Genomic DNA, 21,957 nt, shown 5'->3' on the forward strand with positions numbered 1-21,957 from the left:
CGGGACCGCACTGGAGCTGCGCTCGGGCCGCACCGCGGCCGTGCCCCTCCTCAGGGTCGGTGTCATACCGCAGGAGGACGCCGGGGCTGCCCGGTGCGACTCAAGACGGCCTCGGAAACGGGCATGCGGGCTGACGAACCGCGGCCACGCGACGGTGACGATGGAGGGACACCCCAGGCAATCGAACGCGCCCCCGGACGAAGCTCTCGGCCGGAGACCCGAATCAGGAGAGTCCCGTGACCACCACTCCCACCGCACACCGCGTCACCACGGTGGCCGCCCGCGCCACGGACCTGTCGAAGGTCTACGGCGAGGGCGAGACCAGGGTCACGGCCCTGGACCGGGTCACCGTGGACTTCCCGCAGGGCGAGTTCACCGCGATCATGGGTCCGTCCGGCTCCGGCAAGTCCACGCTCATGCACTGCGTGGCCGGCCTCGACAGCTTCAGCAGCGGCTCGGTGCGGATCGGCGAGACGGAGCTGGGCTCCCTCAAGGACAAGCAGCTCACCCAGCTCCGCCGGGACAAGATCGGCTTCATCTTCCAGGCGTTCAACCTGCTGCCGACCCTGACGGCGCAGGAGAACATCACGCTGCCCATGGACATCGCGGGCCGCAAGCCCGACGCCGAGTGGGTGCGCCGGGTCATCGACATGGTGGGGCTCTCCGACCGGCTGACCCACCGGCCGACCGAGCTCTCCGGCGGACAGCAGCAGCGCGTCGCGGTGGCGCGCGCCCTGGCCTCGCGGCCGGAAATCATCTTCGGTGACGAGCCGACCGGGAACCTGGACTCCCGCTCCGGCGCCGAAGTCCTCGGCTTCCTGCGCAACTCGGTGCGCGAGCTGGGGCAGACCGTGGTGATGGTGACCCACGACCCGGCGGCGGCCTCCTACGCGGACCGGGTCGTCTTCCTCGCGGACGGGCGGATCGTCGACCAGATGCCGCGCCCCACCGCGGACCGGGTCCTCGACCGGATGAAGGCGTTCGACTCCAAGGGCCGCACCAGCTGAGACCCGCTCCCTTCCCCGCGCCCTCTTCCGGACCCCTTCCCCTCCAGGACTGACAGACATGTTCCGTACTGCCCTGCGCAATGTGCTCGCGCACAAGGCCAGGCTGCTGATGACCGTCCTCGCCGTGATGCTCGGCGTCGCCTTCGTCTCCGGCATCCTGGTCTTCACCGACACCCTCGGCAACGCCTTCCGCAACCAGTCGGCGAAGAGCTACGACGACGTCGCCGTCGCCGTCACCACCTGGGCCGACCAGCGCGACGAGAAGACCCCCGCCATCACCGCCGCCACGCTGAAGAAGATCCAGGACCTGGACGGTGTGGACACCGCCACCGGCCGGGTCTCCGGCTTCGCCGGGGTCGCCGACCCCGACGGGAAGCTGATCGGCAACGGCTGGTCGAACACCGGAGGGAACTACTTCCCCGGCAGGAACGGCAAGGACTCCGCGTACACCTTCGTCGACGGCAAGGGGCCGGACGCGGCCGACCGGATCGCACTCGACGAGCAGACCGCGAAGAAGGGCAAGTACCACGTCGGTGACCGGGTCCGGGTCGCCACGAACGGACCGGTGAAGGAGTACACCCTCTCCGGTGTCTTCACCACCGAGGACGGCGCGGTGAACGCGGGCGGCAGCCTGGTCCTCTTCGACACCCCGGTCGCCCAGAAGCTGTACCTCAGGCCGGGCGAGTTCAAGGACGTCAACGTCTCCGCCGCGACCGGCGCCTCCGCCGCGAAGCTGCTGGCCGGCATCGAGCCGCTGCTGCCCGAGGACGCCGAGGCCAAGACCGGCACGGCACTCGCCGACGAGCAGGCCCAGCAGATCGAGAAGGGTCTGAGCCACCTCAACAACCTGCTGCTCGCCTTCGCGGGCGTCGCACTCTTCGTCGGGGTCTTCCTGATCGCCAACACCTTCTCGATGCTGGTCGCCCAGCGCACCAAGGAGCTGGCACTGATGCGCGCCATCGGCGCCTCCCGCCGCCAGGTCAAGCGCTCCGTGCTCCTCGAAGCGGGCGTGGTCGGCGCGCTCGCGTCCGTCGTCGGCTTCCTCGTCGGTCTCGGCCTCGCCACGGGCCTGCGCTCGGCGATGAGCCTGATCGGTGGCAAGATCCCGGCCGGACCGCTCATCGTCTCGCCCACCACGGTCGGCGCCGCGTTCGGCGTCGGCGTCCTGATCACGGTGCTGGCCGCCTGGCTGCCCGCCCGCCGGGCCGCGAAGATCCCGCCGGTGGCGGCGATGAACAGCGTGCACGCGACGGCCACCGTCAAGTCCCTGGTCCTGCGCAACTCGATCGGCGCGGCGCTCACCCTGCTCGGCGGCGCGGCGATCACCGCGGGCGCGGCAACGGCCGGATCGACCGGCCAGGTCACCATCGCCGGCGGTGCCTTCCTGACGCTGATCGGTGTCATCGTGCTGATCCCGCTGCTGTCGCGGCCGGTCATCGCACTGGTCCGTCCGCTGCTGAAGCGCCTGTTCGGGGTCTCCGGCAAGCTGGCCGCACAGAACGCCGTCCGTAATCCGCGACGTACCGGAGCCACCGCCTCCGCACTGGCGATCGGGCTCACCCTGGTCACCTGCATCTCGGTCCTCGGTGTCACCCTCGGCCGGGCGGTCGACCGGGTGACGACGGACAACATCAAGGCCGATTACATGGTGTCGATGGCGAGCGGCAACCCGCTCGACGAGTCGGCACTCACCGCCCTGGAGAAGGCGGACGGTGTCTCGGCGATCTCGCCGCAGCAGGCCACCTCGGTGCGGATCGACGACAAGTACCACTCCGCCTCCGCCGTCACCCCCGGCGACGTACAGAAGGTCTTCACCCTCGACACGGTCTCCGGTTCGCTCGATTCACTCGACCACGGCGAGTTCGCGGTCGCGGAGAAGACCGCCCGGTCGAACGGCTGGAAGACCGGCGACACCCTCCCGGTGACGTTCGACGACGACAAGAAGGGCGAGCTGACGATCGGCGCGGTCTTCAAGGACAACGAGTTCCTCTCGCCGGTCGTGATGGCGAAGAAGGTCGCCGACGCGCACGAACCCCAGTCGGACATCCGGGAGGTCTGGCTGACGATGGACGGCGGCGCGACCGCCGCCGGCGAGCAGGCCCTGGTGGACGCGCTGGGCGACAACCCGGCGATGAGCGTCATGGACCGTCAGGACATCCGGGACCTGTTCGGCGGCTCCATCAACCTCGCGATGAACATCATGTACGGACTCCTGGCGATGGCCCTGATCATCGCGGTGCTCGGGGTCGTCAACACCCTGGCGATGTCGGTCTTCGAACGCCAGCAGGAGATCGGCATGCTGCGGGCGATCGGTCTGGACCGGCGCCGGGTGAAGCGCATGATCCGGCTGGAGGCCGTGGTCATCTCGCTCTTCGGCGCGGTGGTCGGTATCGGCCTCGGGACGTTCCTCGGCTGGGCGATCGGGCAGACCGTCGCCTCGTCCATCCCGCAGTACACCCTGATCGTCCCGTGGGACAGGATCGCGGTCTTCCTGCTGCTGGCAGGGGCGGTGGGCGTGCTGGCCTCGCTCTGGCCGGCCCGCAGCGCGGCGAAGCTGAACATGCTCACGGCGATCAAGACCGAGTAGCGGCCCGCCGGGTCCGGGCGGACCGGGCCGGGACGGCAGGGGACTGGTCGGCAGGCGGCCGGAACGGGAGGCGGCCGGCCGAGGACCGGAAGGGCCACGGACCGGATCAACCGAGGACCTGTACGGCCAAGGGCCGGTACGCGCAGTGCACAGCTGCGGGTACCGGCCCTCGGCCGTACCGTCCCGGTGCCGTTGATGCCGGTGCAGGCACCGACACCGGCACCGGCACCGGCACCGGCATCAACGCGACGTGCCGTCAGGCAGTCGCTGACGCCGTCCAGTCGCGGGCCCGCAGCGGCATGCGGGAGGACCCGCCCTGCGCCGGGCGCACCACGAGGATCTGGTTGACGCCGATCTTGTTGTGCTCGAAGGAAAGGGCCGACGCGGCCATGTAGAGGCGCCAGACCCTGGCCCGTCCCGGCGAGGCCATCCGGACCGCGCGGTCCCAGTCCTTCTCCAGGTTGGCGACCCAGGTGCGCAGGGTCAGTGCGTAGTGTTCGCGGATCGACTCGACGTCACGGGCCTCGAAGCCCGCTTCTTCGAGGGTGGCCAGCGTCCGTCCCACGGGCGCCAGTTCGCCGTCCGGGAAGACGTAGGCGTCGATGAAATCGTCCACGTGGTACGCGGACTCGTCCTTCTCGGGCCGCCGGGCGATCTGGTGGTTGAGCAGCCGGCCGCCGGGCTTGAGGAGGGCGTGGAGATCGTCGGCGTACTCCCGGAAGCGGACCGAGCCGACGTGCTCGGCCATGCCGATGGACGAGATGGCGTCGTACGGGCCGTCCCTGACGTCCCGGTAGTCCTGGACCCGGATCTCGATCCGGTCGGTCAGGCCCTCTTCCGCGATGCGTTTCCTGGCGAAGGCGGCCTGTTCGACGGAGAGGGTCACTCCGGTGACCCGGGCGCCGTACTCGCGGGCGGCGTGGATGGCCATGGAGCCCCAGCCGCAGCCGACGTCGAGGAGACGGTCGCCCTCCTTCAGGGCGAGCTTGCGGCAGACCAGGTCGAGCTTGTCACGCTGGGCGTCCTCCAGAGTCCCGCCGTCCGCCCAGTACGCGCAGGAGTAGACCATGGACGGACCGAGGACCAATGCGTAGAAATCATTGCCCACGTCGTAGTGGTGGCTGATGGCTTCCTTGTCGCGCCGCTTGGTGTGGAGGGCGCCGCTGCGGCGGCGCACCTCCTCGGGCGGCGGGGACGGCGGGAGCCAGGGGCCCGCCAGCTGCAACAGCCCCTTGGCGAAGGCCCGCACCTTCGGGTCGCGGACCGGGTGGACGCTGTCCGTGGCCGCCTCGCCGCGGTCCCAGATCAGCGAGGCCAGCAGGTCCAGGGCCTCGTACAGATCGCCTTCGATGTCCAGCTCGCCCGCCACCCAGGCGCGGGCCAGGCCCAGTTCGCCCGGCTTCCAGAGCAGTCGGCGCAGTGCGCGGCGGCTTCGGACGATCAGAACGGGGGCACCGGGCGGTCCGGATTCGCTGCCGTCCCAGGCCCGGATACGGACCGGCAGCTTTTCTCCCAGCAACTCCTCGGCGAGAGCGGTCAGCCGCAACGCGGCGTCTGCCATGGCGCACACCTCCATGATGGTGTTCCCAATGTGCCCAAACATGCCCGAACATGCACGAACATGCCTGCAACCACGCCGGGCACCCGCGGTGCCGCGACGAGGTACCTCCCCGTCAACAGTCTGCGGAGTACGGGCCATCCCGCCACCGCGCAAGGAAAAGGCAAAATACTTGTAGGACACATATACCCGCGTGCGGGCGGCCCGCAATCCCCTTGCTCGCCCCGCCGCGCGCGCCCGGGAACGCCGAAGGGGCCGTTCCGCACCACGGATGGCGGACGGCCCCTTCGGGCGTACTGCGCGTACTGCGCGGGTGAGTGGACCCGCGGGCGGACTAGGAGGCCTTGGCCTTCTCGCCCTCGGCCTCCTTGACGGCGGCCGGTGCCGGGGCCGGCTTGGCGGCCTCGTAGAACTCCTCGCGCGGCGTCTCCATGGCACCCAGCGAGACGACCTCGCGCTTGAGGAACATCGCAAGGGTCCAGTCGGCGAAGATCCGGATCTTGCGGTTCCAGGTCGGCATCGCCAGACCGTGGTAGCCACGGTGCATGTACCAGGCGAGACGGCCCTTGAGCTTGATCTTCATCTTGCCCATGACGATCATCGCGACGCCCTTGTGCAGCCCCAGACCGGCGACGGCACCCTTGTTGGCGTGGCTGTATTCCTTCTGCGGGAAGCCGCGCATCCCGGAGATGACGTTGTCGCCGAGGACCTTGGCCTGACGCAGCGCGTGCTGGGCGTTCGGCGGGCACCAGGCGTTGGGGTTGCCGGCCCTGCGGCCGATCATGTCCGGCACCTGGGCGTTGTCGCCCGCGGCCCAGATGTAGTCGGTGCCCTGCACCTGGAGCTTCTCGGAGGTGTCCACGTGACCGCGCGGACCGAGCGGCAGGCCGAAGCGGGCCAGCGCCGGGTTCGGCTTCACGCCGGCCGTCCACACGATCGTGTTGGAGTCGACCTCCAGGCCGTTCTTCAGCACGACGTGGCCGTCGACGCAGGAGTCCATGGAGGTCGAGAGGAAGACCTCGACACCGCGGGACTCCAGGTGCTCCCGGCCCCACGTGCCCAGCTTCGGGCCGACCTCGGGAAGGATCTTGTCGGCGGCGTCGACGAGGATGAAGCGCATGTCCTCACGCTTCACGTTCGTGTAGTACTTCGCCGCGTCGCGGGCCATGTCCTCGACCTCGCCGATGGTCTCCGCGCCGGCGAACCCGCCGCCCACGAAGACGAACGTCAACGCACGGCGGCGGACGTCCTCATCGGTCGTCGAGTCGGCCTTGTCCAGCTGCTCAAGGACGTGGTTGCGCAGGCCGATGGCCTCCTCGATGCCCTTCATGCCGATGCCCTGTTCGGCGAGGCCGGGGATCGGGAAGGTGCGGGAGACCGCGCCCATCGCGATGACCAGGTAGTCGAAGGGCAGCTCGTAGGCCTCGCCGACGAGCGGCGCGACCGTGGCGACCTTGCGGTCCTGATCGATGGTCGTGACGCGGCCGGTGAGAACCTCGGCCTTCGGCAGTACGCGTCGCAGCGGGACGACGACATGCCGAGGCGAGATGCTGCCGGCAGCAGCTTCGGGGAGGAAGGGCTGGTACGTCATGTACGAGCGCGGGTCGACGACCGTGACGGTCGCCTCGCCGTAGCGCATCTTCTTCAGAATGCGTCGAGCTGCGTACAGGCCTACGTACCCACCGCCTACTACGAGGATCCTGGGACGCTCCGTGGTGCTCATGGCATCGAGTATCCACCCCCCTCGGGGGGCAACCTCGTGCGCCCCTTCACAAGCTAGGGCCGACCCTCTGCTACACTCCGCCACCCACGTGATCGAGGTCATGGCACCAGCCGGGAACCACAAGCGGGGTCCAGGACGTTGTCACCGCCTGTGAGCTGGCCCTTGAGCCTCCGGAACGGGTGATCCGCGGCTCCGATTCATGCGTCGGCAACGCGCCCGGAACAGTCCCGTATCGACGCGGAACCAGCCCGAAAGCGGCTCCGGATGCCCATACGGAGCAGAAGAGCCCCCCACAGGGCCGAATTCCTTGTGAAGAAGTTCACGAACTTCGTCGCGACGTGTCTCGCGACGCACCCCTCAGGTGGCCCACGAAGGCTCAAAGGTGCAGGCCGGGATGCGCATGAGCGCCTGTTCCGCACCCTGCGGAGGGCCCGCCCGCACGAGCCGGCCCACACGGCCGGCCGACGCATCATCCTCGCCGTCGAGGTCGGCGACCGGCGCGACGTCCACCGCGCAGGCTGAGCGCAGGCGGCCCGGAGTCCGAGGATCCGGGCCGCCTGCGCAACGGACACGTCACTCGTCGTCGAGTGCCGCGTGCCAGGCGATGCCGTCGAGGATGTCGTGCTCGCTGACGACGACCTCCTGGGCCCCGCTCCGCTTCATCACGGCGAGCAGGATGAGCGCCCCCGCGGTGATCACGTCGACCCGTCCCGGATGCATCGCGCCGATCGCGGCACGCTCGGCGTGGGTGGAGGCGAGGAGCCGTGCGGTGATCTCCTGGACCTGGCCGAGGGAGATCCGGGAGTGGTGGATCGCCTCGGAGTCGTACGCGTCGAGCCCCAGGGCGATCGCGGCGACGGTGGTGACCGTCCCGGCGAGGCCGACGAGGGTGGCGGCGCCGGTGAGCGGGACCGTCTCTTCGGCGAGGTCGAGCGCCGCGTCGATGTCGGCACGGATCGCGGCGATCTGACCGGGCGTCGGCGGATCGCTCACGACACCGTCGCGCACGAGGTGCCGCTCGGTCATCCGTACGCAGCCGATGTCGACGGAGCGCGCGGCCCGCACATGGTCGTCGCCGACGACGAACTCGGTGGAGCCGCCGCCGATGTCCACGACGAGATACGGCTTCGCGAGGTGATCGCGGCCCGCCAGCTCCTTGGTGGCGCCGGTGAAGGAGAACTCCGCCTCCTGGTCACCGCTGATCACCTCGGGCTCGACGCCCAGGATGTCCAGCACACCGCGGACGAACTCGTCCCTGTTCTCCGCGTCGCGCGAGGCGGAGGTGGCGACGAAGCGTGTCTTCCGCGCCCCGTGCTTCCTGATCACCTCCGCGTACTGGCGGCAGGCGGCGAACGTCCGCTCCAGGGCCTCGGGCGCGAGCCGGCCGGTGCGGTCCACGCCCTGGCCGAGGCGGACGATCTCCATCCGGCGGTCGAGCTCGACGAGCTCACCGGTGGACGGGTCCGCGTCGGCGACGAGCAGGCGGACGGAGTTGGTACCGCAGTCGACGGCGGCCACGCGAGTCATGGATGCTCCTGAGGAATCGAGCCCCTCCGACGTACGGGGAGCGGGGGTCCGGGGATCCCGGGGGCGGAGCCCCGGGAGGCGATCGGGCGCCTCCGGGGGCCGGTGCGGGCGTCGCGGGGAGGCGGTCAGGCCGCGTCGTCCGCGTCCGCGGGCCGGCAGGGCGTCACGCACGGCCCCTTGCGCCACCACTCCGGCAGCATCGCGATCGCCTCGTCACCGAGCGGGTTCACGCCGGGCCCCGCGGCCAGGGCGTGCCCGACCAGCACGTGCAGGCACTTCACCCGGTCCGGCATGCCCCCCGCGCTCGGGAATCCCTCCAGCACCTCGATCGCGTCCCGCCGGGCGATGTAGTCCTCGTGCGCGGCCCGGTACGCGGCGGCCAGTTCCGGGTCCGTACCGAGGCGCTCGGTCATCTCCTTCATGACACCGTTCGCCTCCAGTGTGCCGATCGCGGAGGCGGCACGCGGGCACGTCAGGTAGTACGTCGTCGGGAACGGCGTGCCGTCCTCCAGCCGTGGCTGCGTCTCGACCACGTCCGGGTTCCCGCACGGGCAGCGGTGCGCGATCGCGCGCAGCCCGCGCGGCGGACGGCCCAGCTGCTGCTGGAACGCTGCGATGTCCGCCTCGGTGGGCGCGGTGGACTCGGTCTGCGGAGGGGGGGTTTCCATGCCTGCCTAGGTTCTGATCGGGCTGCTCGAACTGCGGGTTCTGCAGAGGGATGAAGAGAGTCAGTCGCGGTCGGCGCTGTCGACGCCGTCCCAGAGGTTGGAGTGCCACGGCCGGCCGGACGCGTCCTTCTCGCCGTTGCGCTCCTTGACCGCGTCGGGGTCGATCACCGTGTAGCCGGTCTCCCCGGGGAGAAGGTAGTGCAGATGCTTGCGGGCCAGCTGCTTGACGTACGCGTCGTCCTGGAGGCGCGCCTTCTCGTCGCGCAGCTCCTCGGTGCGGGCCCGTGCCTCCTGCGCCTGGCGTTCCTGTTCGGCGATCTCGTCCTGCTGCGACACGTACTGCCGCATCGGGTACGCGAGCGCCACCACCAGGGAGCAGACGACGAGGGCGAGGAACGCCGCCCGGCCGGTGAGCCGGGAGCGGCGGGCCTGACGGCGGGTCTGTGACCGGTAGACACGGGCGGCGGTCTGCTCTCCGAGCAGCCGCAGCCGGGTCGCGGTGGAGAACCGGTCCCGGTCCTTCGCGGCCATGTCTCCGCCTCCCCATTACGCACGTCCGTCCCCGCACACGGTACGGGACCGAGCGCGGGGACGGAGGGATGCCAGGACCGTCGGCCTCGAAGGGCCGGGGCTCAGCCCTTGAAGCGCGGGAACGCGGAGCGGCCCGCGTACACCGCGGCGTCGTCGAGGATCTCCTCGATGCGCAGCAGCTGGTTGTACTTGGCGACGCGCTCGGAGCGGGCCGGGGCACCGGTCTTGATCTGACCGCAGTTGGTGGCGACGGCCAGGTCGGCGATGGTGACGTCCTCGGTCTCACCGGAGCGGTGCGACATCATGCACTTGAAGCCGTTGCGCTGGGCCAGCTCGACGGCGTCCAGGGTCTCGGTCAGCGAACCGATCTGGTTGACCTTGACGAGCAGGGCGTTGGCGGAGCCCTCCTCGATGCCGCGGGCCAGGCGCTCCGGGTTGGTGACGAACAGGTCGTCGCCGACGAGCTGGACCTTGGCGCCGAGCTTGTCGGTGATGACCTTCCAGCCGGCCCAGTCGTCCTCGTACAGCGGGTCCTCGATGGAGACCAGCGGGTACGCGTCGACGAGCTCCCCGTAGTACTCGGTCATCTCGGCGGCCGAGCGGGACTTGCCCTCGAACTCGTACGAGCCGTCCTTGTAGAACTCGGACGCGGCGACGTCGAGCGCGAGCGCGATGTCCTTGCCCGGGGCGTAGCCGGCTTCCTTGATGGCCTCAAGGATGAGGTCGAGGGCGGCGCGGTTGGACTCCAGGTTCGGCGCGAAGCCGCCCTCGTCGCCGAGACCGGTGGAGAGGCCCTTGGTCTTCAGGACCTTCTTCAGCGTGTGGTAGACCTCGGCGCCCCAGCGCAGCGCCTCGGAGAAGGACTCCGCACCGATCGGGGCGATCATGAACTCCTGGATGTCCACGTTGGAGTCGGCGTGCGACCCACCGTTGAGGATGTTCATCATCGGAACGGGCAGCAGGTGCGCGTTCGGGCCGCCGAGGTAGCGGAACAGCGGCAGGTCCGAAGCCTCGGAGGCCGCGTGGGCCACGGCGAGCGAGACGCCGAGGATGGCGTTGGCGCCGAGCGAGCCCTTGTTCTCGGTGGCGTCCAGGTCGAACATCGCCTGGTCGATCAGCCGCTGCTCGGTCGCGTCGTAGCCGACGAGCTCCGGGCCGATCTGCTCGATCACGGCGAGGACGGCCTTCTCCACGCCCTTGCCCTGGTAGCGGTTGGGGTCACCGTCGCGAAGCTCAATGGCCTCGAACGCACCGGTGGAGGCGCCGGACGGCACGGCAGCACGGCCCGTGCTGCCGTCGTCGAGGCCAACCTCGACCTCGACCGTGGGGTTCCCCCGGGAGTCGAGGATTTCCCGGGCTACGACGACGTCGATGGACGGCACGAGGCATCTCCTTCTGGGATATGACACTGGTTGTGCAGGGTCACTTTGGCCTTGCGACAAGAGCCTAACCGGCCCGGCCCGGTCAGCCGGACGAACGCCCGTCCCCTGGGACGAAAAAGGACCCAAGGGCGCCCACCGCCGGACAAAAGGCCAGAAATTTACTGACCAGTAACTACAACAGTTGAACGGTCGCCCCGTTTGCCCCGAACGCCGCCCGCACGCCCCCGCGCGGGAAAAACCCCGGCCCGGCGCATACGGGGGATTGCGCGCCGGGCCGGGGTGCTCGGGGGAGAGAGCCGGGGACTACTTCGTCAGGTGCAGCTGCTGACCCGGGTAGATCAGGTCGGCGTCCTTGACGATGTCCTTGTTCAGCTCGAACAGCCGCTGCCAGCCACCCTTGACCTTGTGGTCGGCGGCGATCTTGCTCAGGGAGTCGCCGGAGACGACCTTGTACTCGCCGTCGCCCTTCTTGACCTTCTCGCCGGTCGGGGTGGTGACGGTCTTCTTCGACTCGGCCTTCGGGGCGGCGGAGCGGTCCGAACGGGAGGCGGCGGGAGCCTCGGTGCGCTCGGCCTTCTTCGGCTGGGCCTGCTGCTTCGGCGCGGCCGGGGTGCTCTGCTGCTGGGTGGCGGCGGAGGACTTGCCCGCGGAGGAGCCGGTGTCGACGCCCGGGTCGACACCGTCATTGGTCAGGTTGCCCGCGGAGGCGCAGCCCCAGGCACCCGGACCCTGCAGGTCGAGGAGCCGCTCGGCGGTGGCGATCTGCTGAGCCTTGGTGGCCAGGTCGGCGCGGGAAGCGTACTGCGTACCGCCTGCGGCGGCCCAGCTGGACTGCGAGAACTGCAGACCGCCGTAGTAGCCGTTGCCGGTGTTGATGGACCAGTTGCCACCGGACTCGCACTGGGCGACGGCGTCCCAGGTGGCGACGGACGCGGCGGAGGCGCCGGTCGCTCCCATCAGCGGTACGGCGACAGCGGTGCCGGCGACACCGGCGAGCGTGGCGATACGGACGGCCTTGGACGGGCGGCGGTGCTTGCCCTTGCTGGAAAACAGCATGGAACTTCTCCTCACCGACGCCTACGAGGTGAGCTGTCGGGTTCGGGCCAAGTGAGTTGCCCGGTCGCACGTCCTAGCACGCGACTTCACCCCAAGCCGGGTCCTGATGCGTCTTTCGACGATCGGGACCAGGCGCTTACCTGGGTCCCCCGCTCCTGCCTACGGCGCTTTACGCGTCTGTTCCCTTCGACCGACGGCAGGATTCGGCGTGACGGTCGACGGGGCCCGCGGTGCGAGCGGTTCCGACCGTAAACATACGCAACCCCGACATTCAAAGAAGGACACATCGGACAATCATCCCTTACTTGCATCTGAGGAACCGTCGTTTCCGCAGGTGGGACGCGATGCGGCGGGGCTCTCCAGCGGCGACACGCCAGTTGACGCAAAGAGACCCATGTCTCACTTACGCATAAGTGGACATAGGTCCCTGAACTACCCCGACTTTTGGGGCTCTTTTAGACGATTTTCAGACCGCACTCACTCGGACTTCAGGTCGAGATCAAGGCTCTGGCCAGGGAGAATGAGGTCCGGATCGGAGCCGACGACACCCTTGTTGGCCTCATAGAGCGCGGGCCACCCACCGGGGATGTTCTGTGCATCAGCAATCGCCCAGAGGTTGTCGCCGGGGCGAACGGTGTACGCGCCGTCGGTCGCCGCCACGCCGGCGTCGCGCGCACCGGCATCACCGCGCGAGGCATGGCGGCCGGACTCGCGGTCGCCGCCACCGGCCACTCCGCCGCTTGCCTCGGAGGCCGGCGTGCCGCGGTGCTTGCCACCCACCCCACTGGACGAATCGGATGAATCGGACGCGTCGGATGAAGAGGACCGGTCGGAGGACGCGGTGGCCGAGGGCTTCGCTGACGGCGTGGCCTCACCGGCCGACGCGCCGGTGCCGCCCGAGCCCTTCGCGTCACCCGTACCGCTCGACGCGTCGTCGGACGGCGTGGCGCTGTCGGACGGGGTGGCCGACGCGCCGTCAGCCGGCTCCGCGCTCTGCGTCGGGTCGGCGGAGGGCACGGCGCCCGGGTCGACACCCGGCAGCGTCCCGTCCACCGCGAGGCCGGAGATGACCGCACAGCTGGGCCACGCCTGCGGCCCCCGGTCGTCGAGGACCTTCTCGGCCACGGCGATCTGCTGCGCACGGCTGGCGAGGTCGGCACGCGGGGCGTACGACTCACCGCCGTACGCCTTCCAGATCTCCTGCGAGAGCTGCAGGCCGCCGTAGAAGTCGTTGCCGAGGTCGGCGCTCCACATGCCGCCGCTCTCGCACTCGGCCACACGGTCCCAGGTCGTGGCGTCGGCCGCGTGCGCACCGGCCGCGCCGAGCAGCGGGATGGCGATGGCCGATCCGGTCACGCCCGCGGCGACGACGATGGCGGGTGCCTGACGAGGGCGACGGTGTCTGCCGTTCGCGGAGCCCATGGGGTTGCCTTCCGTGTGACGGGTGAGTCGAACGGTGAACCTAGCGGGACTCGAACGCGTGTCACAAGTCGATGCAGCACAGATCACGTCGAAGTCACAGAGTTGACGGAGCGTCATCCTGCGTCGTGGTGGCGCCCGGCGTGAACTCCACGGGCAACGTGCGCAGTCCACGCATGATCAGCCCGCCACGCCACCGCAAATCGGTAGGTTCCACCGCAAGGCGCAGGTCGGGAAGGCGTCTGAGCAGGGTGGTGAGCGCGGTCCGTCCCTCCAGTCGGGCGAGCGGCGCTCCCAGGCAGTAGTGGATGCCGTGCCCGTATCCGAGGTGCTGATTGTCACGCCGCGCGAGGTCGAGCGTGTCGGGGTCCTCGAAGCGTTCCGGGTCGCGGTCGGCGGCGGCGAGCACGACGAGTACCGGGTCGCCGACCGCGATGTGCTGTCCGCCGAGCGTCAGCGGCTCGGTGGCGAACCGCCAGGTCGCCAGCTCCACCGGCCCGTCGTACCGCAGCAGCTCCTCGATCCCGGTCTCCAGCAGATCGCTCTCCCCCGCGTCGAGGGAGAGCTGGAGCCGTTCGCGTTGTCCGGGGTTGCGCAGCAGGGCGTAGACCCCGTTGCCGATGAGGTTGACCGTCGTCTCGAACCCGGCGAAGAGGAGGATGAAGGCCATGGCCGCGGCCTCGTTCTCGGTGAGGTGCTCTCCGTGGTCACTGGCCCGGATCAGCCCCGAGATCAGGTCGTCCCCCGGGTTCTCCCGCTTGCGGTGGATCAGCTCGGCGAGATAGCCGCGCATCTTCTTCACCGACCTGGCCACCCCGCCGCGGGGGCCGCCGCCGTGGCGGATCATCATGCCCGCCCAGTCCCGGAAGTCGTCCTGGTCCTCGCGGGGGACGCCGAGCAGGTCGCAGATCGCGTAGATGGGGAGCGGGAACGCGAAGTCGTGGATGAGGTCCGCCTTCCCCTCCGCGACGAAGCGGTCGATGAGACGGTCCGTCAGCTCCTGCACGCGGGGCGCGAACTCGGCGACCCGGCGCGGGGTGAACGCCTTGGAGACGAGGCGGCGCAGCCGGGTGTGGTCGGGCGGGTCGATGTTCAGCAGATGCGTCATCAGCTCCGCCTTGCGTTCGCCCGGAATACCCGTCTTGCCCTTGGCGTGCGCCGGCTCGGCGTGGTGCGCCGGGTTCTTGGAGAGCCGGGTGTCGGCGAGCGCCTGCCGGGCGTCCGCGTACCGGGTCACGAGCCAGGCCTCGACGCCGCTGGGCAGCGCGGTCCGGTGCACGGGGCTGTGCTCGCGCAGCCACGCGTAGGCCGGGTAGGGATCGGTGGCGAACTCCCAGGTGAAGAGTGGGGGCGCGTCGACGGGACAGGCGGCGGGGCGGTCGGCGGGCGCAGGACCGGCGGGAGCGGCACCACGGTCGGCGGGCTCACCCGCGGGGCTGTGGGCAGGCTGACCGGCGGGACGGTCCGTGGGGCTGTGATTCACCCCCCGACGTTATCCGTTGCCCTCCGCCGCCCGGATGGCGTCCCGGTAGGCGCGGCCCGCGGCCCGCAGAGCGGCCTCGGGGTCGACACCGTCCTGTTCGGCGCGTGCGGCGAGGGCGAGGAGCTCGTAACCGATGCCGTCGCCCGTGGGGAGCGCCACGTCGAGCCCCGCTGTACGCACCCGGCCGGCCAGTTTCGCCGCGAGCGCGAGGCCGGGCTGGCCGAGCGGCACTCCGTCGGTGACCGAGTCGCGCTGCTTCTCGATGGCCTTGGTCCGCAGCCAGTGCGCGTGCACGTCCTCCGGGGTCTCGGCGGTCTCGTCCCCGAAGACATGCGGATGGCGGTGGATCAGCTTCTCCACGAGCGTCGCGGCCACGTCGTCGACGGAGAACGGATCCTCCTCGCTCTCCTCGGCGATCCTGGCGTGGAGGACGACCTGGAGGAGTACGTCCCCCAGTTCCTCGCGCAGCTCGTCGCGGTCGCCGTCCTCGATCGCCTCGACGAGTTCGTACGCCTCCTCGATGGCGTACTTGGCGAGGCCCTGGTGGGTCTTCCGGGATGTCCAGGGGCATTCGATCCGGATCCGGTCCATGACCTGGACCAGATCGAGGAGCCGGGCACCCGGCAGATCGTACGAACCGGGCAGCAGCTCCAGGGCCGGCATCCGCACCCGGCCCGAGCCGGCGAGCCGGGCCAGTCCGTCGGTCAGCGGCTGATCGCCTTCGCCGCCGGCGAGGACGACCACGCTCCGGCCGCCCGCGCACACGTCGACGAGCTCCTGCGCGGTGGGCGCCGCGTGCTCGACGGCGACGCCCGCCTCGCGCAGGTAGGGCAGCTGGGGATGGTCCTGCTCGGCGCAGAACACCCGGTCGGCGGCGTGCAGCGTCTGCCAGGCGGGCCAGGACAGGAGTCCGGGTGCGACGCGGTGGCTGGCGGTGAGCAGGACGATGCGGCCGGGGTCTTCAGCGTTCACCGTTCGAATCTACCCGCTCGGTCGGACAGCCGTTTTCCGCACTCCCGAAGGACCGGGCCGAAGGGGTGTCCCGCAGTCCCCGGCGGGGCGGCCCTCAGACGCCGGACTCGGCCTCCGCCCCGGCGGGCTTGCTCTCCTGCTTGATCCAGGGGGCCTTGTAGTTGGCGAGCTGGGTCTGCTTGTCGTCCCAGGCGCCGTAGCGCGGGTTGACGTCGACCTTCAGGGCCTTCGACGCCTTGCTGAGCGCGTCGCCGACGGCCTGCTGCCCCTCGGGCTGCTGGAGGTCGGCGCCGAGCGCCTGGGCCAGTTTCGTCAGCTGGACCTGCTCACGCAGGACGGCGTCGATCTGGCTGGGGGCGACCCAGCTCTGCTGGAGCATCGCCGTCTGCAGCTGCGCCTCTCCCCCGGACTGGGCGGCGGCCGCCTTCCGCATCTGCTGGATCTCGTTGCGGTTGACACTCACGCCCGCGTCCCGCGCGGCCCGGTCCAGGACCCGGTCGAAGATCATGCCGTGCAGCTTGGCCCGGCTGAGCTGCCCGGACTTGTCGATGAGCTGGGGGGCGTCCTTCGCGTCGCGCTGGGCTTCGCGTACGGCCGCCACCTCGCCCTGCAGCGTGGACACCTCGATCCGGTCCCCGCCGATGAGGGCCGCGGCGCCCGGGTGGGCCTGGCTGCCGCAGGCGGTCAGGAGTGGGGCGCCGGTGAGCAGGGCGGCAAAGACGGTGAGCGCGGTGCGACTGCGGCGGTGCAAAGGAACCTCCCGGGGAGACTTTGTGCATCAGTGCACAAGACCTTGCGGTGATCGATGTTAGGCAGTGGATGTGGTTGGGGCCACTGGTTCGACCAACGATTCGGAAGGAGTTCGGGATGTGGGCCCGCCCCGGGACACCCTGGGCACACCCGTCCGGGCCCCGGCGGGATGCTCAGGACACGCGCTCGGGTGCCGGGAGGCCGCTGTCCGGGCGCAGCATGATCGTGCGCGAGACGACGAACGTGATCGGGATGGCCGCGGCGGCCGCGACCAGCGGCGCGTACCGGCTGCTGAACCCGGCGAGGCCGACCAGCAGATAGACACCGCCGGTCGTGATGACGAAGTTGGCCGCGTTGGTGAGCGGGAAGAGCAGGAACTTCCGCCAGGTGGGGCGGGTCCGGTAGGTGAAGAAGGAGTTCAGGAAGAACGAGCCGGTCATGCTCAGCACGAAGGCGAGCGCATGAGCGGCGATGTAGGGCAGCCAGGTCAGCAGGACGAGGTAGCAGCCGTAGTAGGTGCCCGTGTTCACGACTCCCACGAGGGCGAAGCGGGCCATCTGCGCGGTGACCGTCATCGGCGTACGAACTCCCGTGATCCCCGTGCCGGCTGCGGCGCCGTCCCGGTGTTCGTGGCCTTCACCAGGAAGTGCGGTCGCCGCTTCACCTCGTAGTAGATACGGCCGACGTACTCACCGACCACCCCGACCATCACCATCTGTACTCCGGCGAGGGCGGTGACCACGACGAGCAGGGTGACGTAGCCGGGGGTGTCGACCCCTCTCACCAGTGCGACGCCGACGATCCACGCGGCGTAGGCGAACGCGACGGACAACAGCAGCAGGCCCAGATAGAGCGCGACGCGCAGCGGTTTGTTGTTGAAGGAGAGGAGGCCGTCGAGACCGTAATTGAGAAGCTTTCCGAAAGTCCAGGTGGACCGGCCCTGTTCACGAACGGCATTCTCGTAGCTGAACGTCGTGGTGCGAAATCCCACCCAGGCGAAAAGACCCTTGGAGAACCGGTTGTACTCGGTGAGTTCCAGTACGGCGTCGACGGTGCGACGGGACAGCAGCCGGAAGTCACCGACGCCGTCGACCAGCTCCACGTCCACCAGGCGGTTGATCAGCCAGTAGTAGGCACGGGCGCTGACGGTGCGGGTGACGCGGTCGCCCTTGCGGGTGCGGCGGGCGATCACCTGGTCGTGGCCGTCGGCGTGCTCCTTGAGCATCCGGCCCACGAGCTCCGGCGGATGCTGGAGGTCGGCGTCCATGATGACGACCGCGTCGCCCTCGGCGTGCTGGAGGCCGGCCAGCATGGCGGCCTCCTTGCCGAAGTTCCGGCTGAAGGAGACATAGCGGGCCCGCGGATCGGCGGCGGCCAGCTCCTGGAGGATCACCAGCGTCCGGTCCGCGCTGCCGTCGTCGACGTACACCAGCTGGAATTCATGTCCCAGCCGGGTCATTTCCTCCGTCACGCGTTCATGGAAGCGTTCGAGGATCTCTTCCTCGTTGAAACAAGGCACCACCAGCGAGATCAGCACGGATGTACATCAGCCTGCCCACATGTCGGAATCCGGCGCTTCATATGGCCGCTGAGCGACCATCAAGTGAACTGACCCATTTCAGAAGGGGTTTGCGCGTTCGAGGCTGGCATATTCCTGCGTATGCCGACTTCCCGTCCCCGCCTGTGCGCGGGCGCGCTCGCCGCCCTGCTCACCGTCGCCGCCGTCTGCGCCGGTGACGCCCGGGCACGCAGCTTTCCCTTCGGGCCGCACACCCGGAGCGTCAACGACCTGGGCAATCAGTTCGTGCCGTTCCACACCCGGCTGTGGGACCTGCTGCACGGGAACGCCGACGGCGGGGTGCTGCTCAACTGGTCGTCCGGGTACGGGACGAGCTTCCTGCCGGATCTGGGCACCTATCTGACCAGCCCGTTCGCCCTGCTCGTCGGGGTCTTCCCACGCGACCGGACGGATCTCGCGGTCTACGTGGTGACGGACTTGAAGATGGCGTCGGCCGCGGCGCTCATGGCCCTGCTGCTGCTGACGCTGCGCGGCGGACGCTGGTGGATGGCGGGCCTGCTCGGTGGTTCGTACGCGCTGTGCGGCTGGTCGGTCGTCGAGGCGTCGTACAACCCGATGTGGCTGGACGGCCTGGTCGCGCTGCCGCTGCTCTGCCTGGCCGGTGAGTGGGCCCGTACGGGACGGCACCGTATTGCCGCGCCGTTGCTCGTCGCGGTGGTGTGGGCGGCCAACTTCTACACGGCGTACATGGCGACGCTCGGGGCCGCACTGGTCCTCGCGGTGCGGTTCTTCACGGAACGGGAGGACCGAAGGGCGGTGGGCCGGGGACTGATACGGGCGGTCCGCACGGTCGGAGTGGGGATCGGTCTCGCGGCGCCCGTCCTCGTTCCCGTCTATCTGGGCACGAAGCACGCCTACCCCGGCTGGGACCGGACGTTCGAGCCCGCAGCCTGGCCCGATGTGCTCGCGCGGCTGCTCCCCCACACGTACAGCTTCTTCACCCCCGCGCTCTTCCTCGGCACGGGCACCCTGCTGCTGGCCTGTGCGCTGGTCTTCCAGCGGTCCGTGCCGCGACGCGAGCGGTGGGCGTGGGCGGGGCTGGTGGCCGGGGTCGCGCTGTCGTTGCAGTGGGGCCCGACCCACCTGCTCTGGCATGCCTTCGCCACGCCCAACGGCAGTCCGTACCGGCAGACGTTCGTCCTGGCCGGGCTGGTCGTGATCGCCGCCTGGATCACCGTCTCGGCCGACTGGCCACCGTGGCGGGCCCTGCTGGGCGGGAGCGCGGTGCTGGTGCCGGTCGCGGCCGGAGCCGGTTTCAGCGACCTGGTCACGCGGTGGACGTATCCGCTGTTCGCGGCCGGTCTGGTGGCGGCGGTGGGCGCGCTGCTGCTGGCCGGCCGCGGTCGCGGGTACGCGGTGCTCGCCGCGGTGCTGCTCATCGGCGCGCAGGCCGGGCAGGCCGCCGCGACCACCGCGTTCGCCGACCGGCAGAAGCTGAACCGGCTCGACCACTACGCGCCGTGGGGCGAGCGGCAGCGGATACAGGCGGCTGCCGTCGCGAGTGCCGACGGCTGGCCGCGCTACCGCACCGACCCCGGCCGCGAGCAGACCACGGCGAACGACCCGCTGCTGGTGGGCGGGCAGGGCGCCGCGTACTACAGCAGCCACACACCCGCCGTGCTGACGCGCACGCTGCGCGCGCTGGGCGGCGGGTGGACGTCGAACGGCCGCGCCGTGCAGAGCCTCGACAACCCCGTCACGGACGCGATCTTCTCGGTCGGTGCACGGGTGCGCGGGCCGCGCGACCCGCATCAGGTGTGGAACGCGCCGGACGACCGGCCGGTGACGGTGAGCCGTACGGAGGCGCCGCCGCTGGTGACGGTACGGCCGCCCGGCGAACCCAGGGCGTACGGCCGGTCCCCGTACCGGAACCAGGAGGAACTGCTCGGTTCCCGCGTCTATACGGTGCCGAAGACGGTGCTGCGCACCGCGACGGGTGCCGCGGTGGCGGACCGGGGTGCGCACGACTACCGGGTGGGGCGCGGTGCGTACACGCTGACCGCCCGCTGTCCGGCGGCCTCGGAGGCGTATCTGTGGACGCCCGACCTGTTCGGCTCGGCGCGCCTGGGTACGGGCCCGGCGATCGAGTTCAAGGGGCAGCTCCCGGCCCGCCGCGCCCCGGTGGAACGCCTGGGGACGGCGGGCGGGAGCGCGCCGGTCGTGGTCACGCTCGCCTCCGTCCGCGAAGGGACCGTGCCGCACGAGGCGATCGGCTGCCTGGACCGGTCCCGGCTCACGTCGGCGATCGCCGGTCTGCGGCGCACGGGCGCCACCGCCGTCCATGTCACCGCCGACGGCATACGGGCCGAACTGCCGCCCGGCAGCACAGGAACGGTCGTGATCGCAGCGCCCCGGATCGCGGGCTGGAGCTGCCAGGGGCGGCCCGCCGGCAGTCACCTGGGCCTGGTCTCCGTCCCGGTGCCCGCCCACGGCACCGCCGTCGACTGCTCGTACCGGCCCCCCGGTCTGCGGGCGGGCACGGCCGTCGGCGCGTGCGCGGCACTCGCCCTGCTGGCGACCGGCGTGTGGGCGCGGTGGCGGGGACGGTCCCGCGGGGAGCGCGGGCTCGTGTCCGGTGCGGACCGGCCCGGACTGCATCGGTGAGGGTGCCGACAGGCTGCTGTGGGAGCCCGCGTTGTTCGCGGTGGGCGATCGATCTCGCCCGGGCGGTTACGCGCGGACGGAGGCGAGGATGGCCTCGGCGCCCTTGGCCAGCAGCTCGGCCGCTACGGTGCGGCCGAGTGTGACCGGCTCGACGGCCGGCCCGGTCCCACTGGCGGTGATCTGGTGGGCACCGTCGATGCTGGTCACCGCGGCCGTGAGGTGCAGCGTCCCGTCAGGACGGGGCTGGGCGTACGCGCCGACGGGCACCGAGCAACCGCCGTGCAATTCCGCGAGCAGCGCCCGCTCGGCGCGCACCGCACTGTCCACGGTGACGTCGCCGATACCGGCGAGGAGTTGGGCGACTTCGCTGTCCACGCGTACCTGGATGCCCAAGGCGCCTTGACCGGGTGACGGTGGATACGCCGTGAGGTCGAGGTATTGGCTGATCCGGTCGCCCAGACCGAGCCGGCGCAGACCTGCGGCGGCCAGGACCACGGCGTCCATGGCCCCCGCGCCCGTGATCCTGGCGACGCGGCCGGGGACGTTGCCCCGGATCGGGACGACGTCCAGGTCCGGTCGCAGTGCGAGGAGCTGTGCGGTGCGGCGGGGGGCGCCGGTGCCGACGCGGGCGCCTGTAGGGAGCGACTCCAGGGTGTGCCCGCACAGAACGTCGCGGGGGTCAGCGCGGGGACCGGGGGTGGTCAGCAGCATCAGCCCTTCTGGGCCGGCGGTGGGCAGGTCCTTGAGGGAGTGCACGATCACGTCGACTTCGCCGTCCAGGAGTGCCCGTTCCTGGTTCGTGGAGAAGGAGGACCCGCCGGTCGTCTCCGCGACCTCGGCGAGGGTCGGTGTGAGCCGGTCCTTGTCGCCGCCCTCCAGGATGACGCGCTGTCTGAAGACGACATCCGGGAACCGCTCGCGCAGCGGGCCCAACACCTCCCGCACCTGGGCCTTGGCCAGGTTGCTCGCTCGCGATCCGACCATCACCACAGGTTGAGCCATCACCATCAACTCCCTTGTAGCCGCAGCGCTGTTGACGACAGATCCTACTTGCGCCACAAGGGTGTATTTTCCGACAGTTTGTTGCTATCGAGAGGGAGGAGAGGATCAC

At 70.3% G+C, this 21,957-nt stretch carries 17 protein-coding genes and 1 riboswitch; of the genes, 3 read left to right on the forward strand and 14 right to left on the reverse strand.

The genetic code is table 11. The features are described 5' to 3' along the window. The first annotated feature begins 236 nt into the window (after positions 1 to 236). On the forward strand, positions 237 to 1,007 hold the full coding sequence (locus ACFVUT_RS16660; protein WP_389649052.1) for an ABC transporter ATP-binding protein: 771 nt from the start codon (positions 237 to 239) through the stop codon (positions 1,005 to 1,007). Positions 1,008 to 1,065: 58 nt separating this feature from the next. Then, complete coding sequence (locus tag ACFVUT_RS16665; protein ID WP_389649049.1) at positions 1,066 to 3,594, forward strand: ABC transporter permease; 2,529 nt, start codon at positions 1,066 to 1,068, stop codon at positions 3,592 to 3,594. A gap of 256 nt (positions 3,595 to 3,850) precedes the next feature. On the opposite strand, the gene ACFVUT_RS16670 is transcribed toward ACFVUT_RS16665, so the two are convergent. The 13 genes from ACFVUT_RS16670 to ACFVUT_RS16730 form a co-directional block, all read right to left on the reverse strand. Continuing rightward, the gene (locus tag ACFVUT_RS16670; protein WP_389649046.1) at positions 3,851 to 5,155 is read right to left on the reverse strand and encodes a class I SAM-dependent methyltransferase; all 1,305 of its coding nucleotides are present in this window, start codon (positions 5,153 to 5,155) and stop codon (positions 3,851 to 3,853) included. Positions 5,156 to 5,486: 331 nt separating this feature from the next. Further along, on the reverse strand, positions 5,487 to 6,875 hold the full coding sequence (locus ACFVUT_RS16675; RefSeq protein ID WP_389649043.1) for an NAD(P)/FAD-dependent oxidoreductase: 1,389 nt from the start codon (positions 6,873 to 6,875) through the stop codon (positions 5,487 to 5,489). 573 nt (positions 6,876 to 7,448) lie between these two features. Beyond that, positions 7,449 to 8,402, reverse strand: a complete 954-nt coding sequence (locus tag ACFVUT_RS16680) for an exopolyphosphatase (RefSeq protein ID WP_389649040.1) — start codon at positions 8,400 to 8,402, stop codon at positions 7,449 to 7,451. A gap of 125 nt (positions 8,403 to 8,527) precedes the next feature. Next, positions 8,528 to 9,070 carry a DUF501 domain-containing protein gene (locus ACFVUT_RS16685; RefSeq protein WP_389649038.1) on the reverse strand — a complete coding sequence of 181 codons (543 nt, stop codon included), beginning with the start codon at positions 9,068 to 9,070 and terminating at the stop codon, positions 8,528 to 8,530. Between the two features lie 60 nt (positions 9,071 to 9,130). Then, the gene (locus ACFVUT_RS16690; protein WP_389649035.1) at positions 9,131 to 9,601 is read right to left on the reverse strand and encodes a septum formation initiator family protein; all 471 of its coding nucleotides are present in this window, start codon (positions 9,599 to 9,601) and stop codon (positions 9,131 to 9,133) included. Positions 9,602 to 9,702: 101 nt separating this feature from the next. Continuing rightward, positions 9,703 to 10,983 (reverse strand): phosphopyruvate hydratase, encoded by a 1,281-nt coding sequence (gene eno / locus ACFVUT_RS16695; RefSeq protein ID WP_389649032.1) that lies wholly within the window; start codon positions 10,981 to 10,983, stop codon positions 9,703 to 9,705. A gap of 303 nt (positions 10,984 to 11,286) precedes the next feature. Then, positions 11,287 to 12,039, reverse strand: coding sequence for a transglycosylase family protein (locus ACFVUT_RS16700; RefSeq protein WP_389649029.1), 753 nt, complete (start codon positions 12,037 to 12,039; stop codon positions 11,287 to 11,289). Positions 12,040 to 12,042: 3 nt separating this feature from the next. After that, positions 12,043 to 12,216: riboswitch (cyclic di-AMP (ydaO/yuaA leader) on the reverse strand. Between the two features lie 300 nt (positions 12,217 to 12,516). Continuing rightward, positions 12,517 to 13,461 (reverse strand): transglycosylase family protein, encoded by a 945-nt coding sequence (locus ACFVUT_RS16705; protein ID WP_389649026.1) that lies wholly within the window; start codon positions 13,459 to 13,461, stop codon positions 12,517 to 12,519. A gap of 94 nt (positions 13,462 to 13,555) precedes the next feature. After that, positions 13,556 to 14,941 carry a cytochrome P450 gene (locus ACFVUT_RS16710; protein WP_389649023.1) on the reverse strand — a complete coding sequence of 462 codons (1,386 nt, stop codon included), beginning with the start codon at positions 14,939 to 14,941 and terminating at the stop codon, positions 13,556 to 13,558. Positions 14,942 to 14,950: 9 nt separating this feature from the next. Beyond that, positions 14,951 to 15,913, reverse strand: coding sequence for a nucleoside triphosphate pyrophosphohydrolase (locus tag ACFVUT_RS16715; RefSeq protein ID WP_389649020.1), 963 nt, complete (start codon positions 15,911 to 15,913; stop codon positions 14,951 to 14,953). A gap of 94 nt (positions 15,914 to 16,007) precedes the next feature. Then, a complete protein-coding gene (locus ACFVUT_RS16720; protein WP_389649018.1) occupies positions 16,008 to 16,664 on the reverse strand; it encodes a SurA N-terminal domain-containing protein in 657 nt (218 codons plus the stop codon). Between the two features lie 172 nt (positions 16,665 to 16,836). After that, positions 16,837 to 17,238: a GtrA family protein gene (locus ACFVUT_RS16725; protein WP_389649016.1), complete on the reverse strand. Its 402-nt coding sequence runs from the start codon at positions 17,236 to 17,238 to the stop codon at positions 16,837 to 16,839. Further along, positions 17,235 to 18,200 (reverse strand): glycosyltransferase family 2 protein, encoded by a 966-nt coding sequence (locus tag ACFVUT_RS16730; RefSeq protein ID WP_389649014.1) that lies wholly within the window; start codon positions 18,198 to 18,200, stop codon positions 17,235 to 17,237. The genes ACFVUT_RS16725 and ACFVUT_RS16730 overlap by 4 nt, the downstream gene beginning before the upstream one ends. Before the next feature lie 123 nt (positions 18,201 to 18,323). On the opposite strand from ACFVUT_RS16730, the gene ACFVUT_RS16735 reads away from it, so the two are divergent. Continuing rightward, positions 18,324 to 20,846 carry a YfhO family protein gene (locus ACFVUT_RS16735; protein ID WP_389649011.1) on the forward strand — a complete coding sequence of 841 codons (2,523 nt, stop codon included), beginning with the start codon at positions 18,324 to 18,326 and terminating at the stop codon, positions 20,844 to 20,846. Between the two features lie 66 nt (positions 20,847 to 20,912). Here the strand turns inward: ACFVUT_RS16735 and hemC are convergent, their stop codons facing one another. Beyond that, positions 20,913 to 21,848 (reverse strand): hydroxymethylbilane synthase, encoded by a 936-nt coding sequence (gene hemC, locus ACFVUT_RS16740; protein WP_389649008.1) that lies wholly within the window; start codon positions 21,846 to 21,848, stop codon positions 20,913 to 20,915. Positions 21,849 to 21,957: the final 109 nt, after the last annotated feature.

Origin of the sequence: Streptomyces sp. NPDC058051 (genome assembly GCF_042885475.1) — a bacterium.
Classification (GTDB): Bacteria; Actinomycetota; Actinomycetes; order Streptomycetales; family Streptomycetaceae; genus Streptomyces.